The sequence below is a fragment of the Empedobacter sp. UBA7252 genome (genome assembly GCF_002472765.1).
Taxonomy (GTDB): domain Bacteria; phylum Bacteroidota; class Bacteroidia; order Flavobacteriales; family Weeksellaceae; genus Empedobacter; species Empedobacter falsenii_B.
Map to the genome: position 1 here is coordinate 89,904 of NZ_DKSQ01000046.1, position 7,987 is coordinate 97,890.

The window sequence follows — 7,987 nt, forward strand, 5'->3', positions numbered from 1 at the left end:
ATCGTAATTTTGCTTTTATGTATTTGAAAGAACTTAAAGCGCGACAATTCAAGAATTTTGATGAAAATAATTTCGAATTTTCACCAAAAATTAATGCTTTTGTAGGACAAAATGGAAAAGGCAAAACCAATATTTTGGATGCTATTCACTATTTGGCTTTAAGTAAATCGTATCTGAATCATTCGGATGCGATGAATATTCAGTTTGATTGTGATTTTTTTACATTAGAAGGTACTTTTGATCGAAACGAATCTGATGATGTGATTTTTTGCTTGGTTCGTTCTGGTCAGCCCAAACAATTAAAACGAAATTCGAAATCGTATGATCGTATTTCTGATCATATTGGACAATATCCTTTAGTGATGATTTCACCTTATGACAGTGATTTAATCAAAGAAGGAAGTGAAGTTCGACGCAAATTTTTGGATAATATTATTTCGCAATCGAATAAGCAATATTTAGCTGATTTGATGCGATACAACAAGGTTTTAGTTCAACGAAATGCCTTGCTAAAATACTTTGCTGCAAATAATACATTTGATTCAACTTCTTTGGAAATTTATGATGAAGAATTGATTCATTTAGGAAAGAAAATACATGAAGTTCGAAAAGAATTTATTCAAACTTTTTTGGAAGCTTTCCTAAAATATTACAATGAAATTTCAGAAGGTCGAGAAAAAGTGAACATCGAATATGTTTCGCAATTAAATGATGCACCTTTTGAAACGGTTCTGAAAAAAGCTTTGTACAAAGATCGTTCGACGCAATATTCGACAGCCGGAATACATAAAGATGATTTATTGTTTACGATTACCAATTATCCAATCAAGAAATTTGGTTCGCAAGGTCAACAAAAATCGTATTTGATTGCATTGAAATTAGCCCAATTAGAAGTTATCAAATCTTCATTAAACATCACTCCTTTATTATTATTGGACGATATTTTTGATAAATTGGACGAACATCGTGTGACACAATTGATAAAATTAGTAAACGAAGAACGTTTTGGACAAATTTTTATCACTGATACGCATCCTGAAAGAACGGAGCAAATCATCAAACAAATTAATTCTGAAAGTAAAGTTTTCCGATTATGAAAAAGTATGAAAAAAGAAGTAATCAGCAAACGCTTGGTCAAGCTTTGGAGCATTTCATTAAACAAAATGGAAAGGAAGAATTGATTTGGGAAGTGAAAGCAGAAGAGGCTTGGCAAACGGTGATGGGAAAGTTTTTCGAGAAATATACTGATCGAGTTGAAGTAAGACAACGAGTTTTATATGTTAAAATTAATTCTCCTGCAATGAGACAAGAATTATTGATGGGAAAGTCAAAAATTCTAGCCAATATAAATGAAGAAATTAAAAAGGATTTCTTAATTGACGTAAAAATATTTTAAATGCCTTACATCGAACATTCTACTTACCCTACACCTAATTTCATCAATCGAAATGCGCATCTTTCTACCATTATTCCAGCGAAATTCAAGAAATATCCTGTTCCAAATTACACAAGAGAAAAAATGGAAACCGATGATGGTGATTTTCTGAATTTGGATTGGCGATTTCAAAATAATAAAGACAAATTAATCATTCTTTTTCACGGATTAGAAGGCGATTCGAAACGAACTTACCTCAATTCGTGTTCGGATTTTTTTTACAACAAAGGATTTAATATTTTGGCATGGAACCACAGAAGCTGCGGCGGTGAAATGAACGAAACTTGCCGTTTGTATCATCATGGATCGATAGATGATGTACACAGAGTTGTAGAAAAAGCGTTGAAAGAAAATTATCAAGAAATTTATTTGATTGGTTATTCGATGGGTGGTGCTTTGGTTTTGAATTATCTTGGAAGTTATAAAGTTTCGAACAAGATAAAATGTGGTGTTGTATTTTCTGCACCTATTTCTCTAAAATCTTGCGCCGATACATTGAAAAAATTTCCAAATACTGTTTATTTTAAAAACTTTAAAAAAACACTTGTTCCAAAATTTAAAATAAAAGCTAAACAATTTCCAGGAGTTCTGAATGAAAAAATGATTGATAAAATCAAAACTTTTGATGAAGTAGACGAATATTTTACAGCAGCTTTACATGGTTATTCATCTAAAGAAGATTATTACCACAAAGCTTCTCCTGCAACTGTTTTGGACAATATCAAAACACCGTGTTTGATTGTTAACGCTGCTAATGATCCTTTTTTAGGGAAAGATTGTTATCCAATTGAACGTTTCAAAAAGCATCAATTTTGTTCGTTCGAAATGCCTGAATATGGCGGACATTGTGGTTTTCCTTTAAAGAATAATATACACTCTTGGGCAGAAATTAGAGCTTGGGAGTTTATTGAAAAAACTTGTATAATTATTAAGTAATTTTTATATTATTTAGCTCAAATACATATTGTTATTGGCTATTTTTTTATATATTTAAATATGAAAAAAATATATTTAACAATAAGTTTATTGACATTTATGACTACAAATGGTCAAGTCTTACATGAAAAAAATACAGCATATAAATTAGTTAACGGCCAAATCATCAAAAATGATTTATCCCGTAGTTATAGTGGTTCCTTATATTTGGTAGAAGATTTTAGAAATGCAAAAATCATTACCAACAATAATAATTATGATGCTCAGCTAAGATATAATGCTTATTTAGATGAAATGGAAATTAAAGAAAATGATCAGAATTATTTTTTAAATAAAAATAATGAGTTATTAATAAATTTTTATAATACCAATGATAATTACCAATTATTGAATTATACATTTAAAGAGCAAAACATAAATGGCTATTTAAAAATACTTCTTAATAATAAATATTCATTATTAAAGCGAGAAAAAATAGAACTAATTGATGCTAATACAAATACAGGTGCTTTCAAAACAGAAAATTATAATGAGTATGAAAAAAAATATAGTAAAGTAAAAGATCAATACTTTATTAAAGAAGCTGATAATATTTATTCTTTTCCTAATAAAATAAATAAACTTAAAGAGATTTTTAAAAATATTCCAGACTTAGATAAATTTATAAAAAAGAATAACTTTAATTTAAATTTAGAAAAAGATATGATTACAATTTTAATCTACATTAATAACAATAGCTTATAAAAAAAACAGGTCAGAATTAAATTCTGCCTGTTTTTTTTATAAGCTATTGTGGATATCCGTCAGTTTGTTTAATATTTGGATTCCTATTAATAGTTGTAATTGCAATTGGCAATTGCCATCTATAATCACCTGCTTTAAGAATTAGTTCTGCTGGAGGATTTCCTGATCCATCAGCATAGAATCCATTTCCTGAGCGCTTAACTCCTTCTTTATAAATAGCTGGTATACCATTAACATTTTGAAGTCGTTTTAATGTAATAAAACGATCTCCTGTTTCAAATGCTAACTCCTTTCTTCTCTCAAGAATAATTGCGTCAAAAATAGCAGAACCTGTTTCACCTCCTGCATAAGTAGAATATCTAACATTTCTTAATTTATTTAATGTTGCCAAAGCTCCAGATTGATTATTTGATAAATACTGAGCTTCCGCTAAATCTAAAATAACTTCTTCAACTCTAAGATAACGACCATTATTTACACCTAGTTGTGGTCCTCCTTGCAAATATTTGTATACAGCAATTGTTGGTTTACCATTAGCATTTGCAGGTTCAAATATTTTAAAATATGCATTTTTTCTTTCAGGTTCTGTTATAGAATTATACATATCATAAAACCTTTTATCAACTGAATATTCCATATTTATATTACTATTAGTTGACCCTTGGCTATAATTTCCTCCTATCGCATTATCATTACTCAATACGAATGGTATTTCAAATAATACTCCATTACTATTCTTATTAGTCCATAAACCTGCTAAATCAGAAGCTTTTGCTGGATTAACAGCCGCAACTACTGGTGTATAATTTTCAATAGCTTTTGCATAATTACCTAAATACAAATATGTTCTACCTAATAAAGCTTGGGCTGTGTTTTTACTAATTCTTGTAGTACCTACAGAATTAGTTAAATAAGGAATAGCATTATTGAAATCTTCTATAATTTTATCATATACAACTTTCATAGACTCCTCTCTTGAAGGCATTTCAAATGGATCGTAACTTGTAATATAAGGAATCCCTTGAGAAGTCAAAGCATTTGAACTTTGTGTAGGAATTTTTCCGTAAAATCTAGCTAACTCCAAATGAGTTAAAGCTCTTACAGCTAATGCTTCACCTTTAATTTGATTTTTAAAAGCTCCATCTTGTAAATTATTTAAATTTGACAAGATTAAATTTGCTCTAGCAATAATATTATAGCCAGAATTATATAAACTTGTTGGTGTTACTGTTCCATCATAACCCCAAGAAGAACTTGTTCTATTAGAACCACGACCATTATAATTGAACAATAAATCATCCGCTAATAAATCTCCTACGATATTTATATCTGAAGAAGTTCCTCCAGCCCCATAAAAGCCTGCCTGTTTAAATCCTTGATAAGTTCCTAAAATAGCTCTTGTAAAATCAGCTTCTGTTTTATAAAAATTCGTTTGTTCAGTTCCAGTTGGAGATCCTTGTGTTATGTCATCACTATTACAACTATTAAATGTAAATATCAATGATAACATAACTATACCTATACTAAATTTTCTCATTATCTAGTTTATTTAAAAATTAATATTAAACCCTAAAGAATATGACGTAATATTAGGGTACGAAAACAATGAAAATGAATTTGATACATAACCTTTATCAGCTAATGTTATAGTTTCACTTCCTCCCGTTCCAACAATTGGATTTCCATGGAATTTAGTCCATAATGCTAAGTTTTGAACTTGTGCAAAAATTCTCAATCCTTTAACTCCAGTATCTTTAATTAAGTCATTAAAAGAATATCCTAAAGATAAACTTCTAAAGTTAATGTAATCAGACTTTTCTAAAAATTGTGTAGAATACTCAGTACCTCGTAATGTTGGTCGTTGAAATTCTGTAATATCTCCAGGGTTTTTCCAATAATCTGCTGCTTGTGTAGCTTTATTATTTGTACTTGTAGGAGAAGTTAAAATTTGATATGTATTGTTATAAGTATAACCACCTGAACTATAAACAAAATCAGCATTTAAATCAAAACCATAATATCTAAGGTTAAGACCAAAACCTCCTGTTAAAGTTGGAAAAGGGGTCTTACCAGTTGCTACTGCATCATCTCCATTATATACCTCAGTAATGTTTCCATCTTTGTCATAATATTGTGCATTACCATTATCTCTATTGATACCAGCAAATCTTACCATATAAAATTGATAAGGTTTACCTCCTTTGACATGCATCATATCTTCTACTGATCCAGTCACAAGTAATTCATCTTGTCCATTAAGATCATTAATTTTATAATTCAATTTTGTTAATGTTCCATAAACACTTAATCCAAAATTCTTCTTATTGATGATATCATAGTTTAACTCTGCTTCAATTCCGTTAGTAACTAATTCTCCTGCATTAATTGTAGAAGTAAAAGATCCCATTTCTCTTGATAAATCTTGAGTAAATAAGAAATCTGAACGCTTGTCTTGAAAATACGATACAGAACCAGTTAAAGATCTATTAAATAATGTAAAATCTAACCCTACATTTAACTTCTTGTTAATTTCCCAAGTTGTTTCGGGGTTTGCAACATTTAATGATGGAGCTGCAATACCTAATCCATTATAAGTTCCTGTCATAGACATCAACGTCAAGTTTGCATATCTATCTAATCCAGAGTCATCTCCAACTTCACCATATGACGCTTTTAGCATTAAACTATTAAAAACTTTACTTCCTTTCAAGAATTCTTCTCTAGCAATATCCCAACCTAGAGATGCACCCCAGAATGTTCCATATCTATTGTTAATACCTGCTAATGAAGTACCATCTCTACGAATATATGCGTCTACATAGTATTTTCTATCATAATCATAAGAAAGTGACCCTAAGTAACCAAATCTTGTAACATCCCATCTTGAAGTATTAGTTGATTGCAATTTAGTTGCTGCCAAACTCTGCACAGACTGATAATCGTTTGGAAAGCCTTGACCACTTATACTATAACCATAATTTCCTTGACTAATATATTCTGACGCTATACCAAATCTAAAATTGTGTTTATCCCAAGATTTAATATATGTTAACTCATTTCTCCAGTTATATTCTAATCTATCAAATCCAGAATCAGTTTTAGAACCTCCATTACCTAATAAACCAGCTAATACAGATGAAGGTCTTAAAAATGTCTCGTACTGATTTCTATTATACGTAGCACCAAAAGTTGTTCTTGCATATAAATTTTCAAATAATTCATATTCAAAAAAACCTGACCCATATAGTTTGAAATTTCTCGTTCCAGATATTGTATTTTCCATTTCATCTAAAACAGCATATCCCATTGTATTAACATTTCCGTTATATGTAGGTTTACCATTTGCGTTCATAACTACATTCCCATTTGCATCCAATACATATTTAGTAGCAAAAGGTCTGTTTTGTAATAAACTCCAAAACGGACTTTGTCCATTATTTCTATCCCTTGGAGAATCTAATGTTTGGTAAGCTCCATTAATATTAAGTCCATACTTAGCTCTATCAGAAAGCTTAGATGATATATTTAAGGAAGCTGTAATACGTTCTAAACCGTTATAAAACTGAATAGCTCCTGAATTTTTATCGTATCCTAAACTAAAAGATTGAGAGTTGTTACCTTCATTTGAAGCAATATTAAAATAATGAGATTGTGTTAATCCATTTTTTAAAATATCATCTTTCCATTCATGATCAAACTTCTCTAATTCAGCTATTTGTTTATCAGTACGAGCTACTCCTAATCCTAACAATGCTCCAGTTAAAGGATTTTTTAATTTACTCAAATCATTTTGATAATTTAATAGTTGTGTAGAGTTCATTGATTTCATATCATTTTGACTCATCAACTGATTAAAACCTATTCTAGAAGTATAAGATATAGAAGTAGCGTTCTTTTTAGCTCCTTTAGTTTTTACAATAACTACACCATTAGCACCTCTAGCTCCATAAACAGCAAGTTGGGAAGCATCTTTTAAGACTCTAACATCTTCAATATCCATTGGATTAATAGCTTGTAAATCCGCTGCAGACATGTAAGTCCCATCAATAACATATAGAGGTGACTTTACTCCTCCATTTAACCCCATAGCTCCGCGAATAGTAACGTTCGCTGTACTACCTGGAGCTCCATTTGCTGCTTGGGAAATCAACCCAGAAACTCTACCACTTAGCATTTGATCAACAGAAAGCGAAGGATTTAAATTTTCTAAACTTTTTCCTGAAACAATAGTTTGACCAGTTCTTGCAGGAGCTTCGAAAACACTTGTGACAACAACTTCTTGTAATGACACATCATCACTGTAATACAACTTACCTAAATTTGTTGAAGTTACTTTAAACTCTTTTCCATTGATAACTAAGATATCACCTACCTTAGCATCAATGTTGAAATTTCCGTTCTCATCTGTATACGTAACTTTATCAGTACCTTTTACAGTAACTTCTACGTCAGACTCTGGGAAATTGTTCGCATCGTTAACTACACCTGTTACTTGGGCAAAAGCCATAGTTCCTAATCCTAGGAAAGCTAATAGACCCAAAGATGTTAATCTTCTCCTCATAGTTTTAATATTTTATAACATTTTAAACAAAACTCTAACTTTTTTTTAAGAATTCCAAAAAGTCATCTATTTTTTTTTATCAACATCATAAAAAAATAGCTTTACATTATTACATTCAGTACTAAAATATATTATTAACACTTGTAAAATCTATAACTTTGATAGAATAATTACAAATATTACTTAACCCGTTGTGCATTTTAAATAATTTGGATTTTTAGATTATTAATATTTCGATTAAAGTATGTTTTATTAATGTACTGAACCACAGTAAGTGCAGTAATTTTAGCTAGAATTCTGGTTTTAAACCC

The 7,987-nt window shown here is 30.0% G+C and carries 6 protein-coding genes and 1 pseudogene; 4 read left to right on the forward strand and 3 right to left on the reverse strand.

Annotated features, from left to right (window positions below):
• Nucleotides 1-17: 17 nt before the first annotated feature.
• From recF to B2X73_RS07055, 4 genes are read left to right on the forward strand one after another with little or no spacing between them, the layout of a single operon-like run.
• The gene (gene recF, locus B2X73_RS07040) at nucleotides 18-1,097 is read left to right on the forward strand and encodes a DNA replication/repair protein RecF (RefSeq protein ID WP_286495342.1); all 1,080 of its coding nucleotides are present in this window, start codon (nucleotides 18-20) and stop codon (nucleotides 1,095-1,097) included.
• A complete protein-coding gene (locus B2X73_RS07045; protein ID WP_286495343.1) occupies nucleotides 1,094-1,396 on the forward strand; it encodes a DUF721 domain-containing protein in 303 nt (100 codons plus the stop codon). The genes recF and B2X73_RS07045 overlap by 4 nt, the downstream gene beginning before the upstream one ends.
• Nucleotides 1,397-2,371 (forward strand): YheT family hydrolase, encoded by a 975-nt coding sequence (locus tag B2X73_RS07050; protein WP_286495344.1) that lies wholly within the window; start codon nucleotides 1,397-1,399, stop codon nucleotides 2,369-2,371.
• Between the two features lie 60 nt (nucleotides 2,372-2,431).
• Entirely contained in the window at nucleotides 2,432-3,115 is a 684-nt protein-coding gene (locus B2X73_RS07055) for a hypothetical protein (RefSeq protein WP_286495345.1), read from the forward strand.
• Between the two features lie 43 nt (nucleotides 3,116-3,158).
• Here the strand turns inward: B2X73_RS07055 and B2X73_RS07060 are convergent, their stop codons facing one another.
• The 3 genes and pseudogenes from B2X73_RS07060 to B2X73_RS07070 all read right to left on the reverse strand — a co-directional run.
• On the reverse strand, nucleotides 3,159-4,625 hold the full coding sequence (locus tag B2X73_RS07060; protein ID WP_291096091.1) for a RagB/SusD family nutrient uptake outer membrane protein: 1,467 nt from the start codon (nucleotides 4,623-4,625) through the stop codon (nucleotides 3,159-3,161).
• A 39-nt stretch (nucleotides 4,626-4,664) separates the two neighbouring features.
• Complete coding sequence (locus tag B2X73_RS07065) at nucleotides 4,665-7,676, reverse strand: SusC/RagA family TonB-linked outer membrane protein (protein WP_286495347.1); 3,012 nt, start codon at nucleotides 7,674-7,676, stop codon at nucleotides 4,665-4,667.
• Between the two features lie 200 nt (nucleotides 7,677-7,876).
• Nucleotides 7,877-7,987, reverse strand: a pseudogene (locus tag B2X73_RS07070) (IS982 family transposase); the annotation flags it as partial.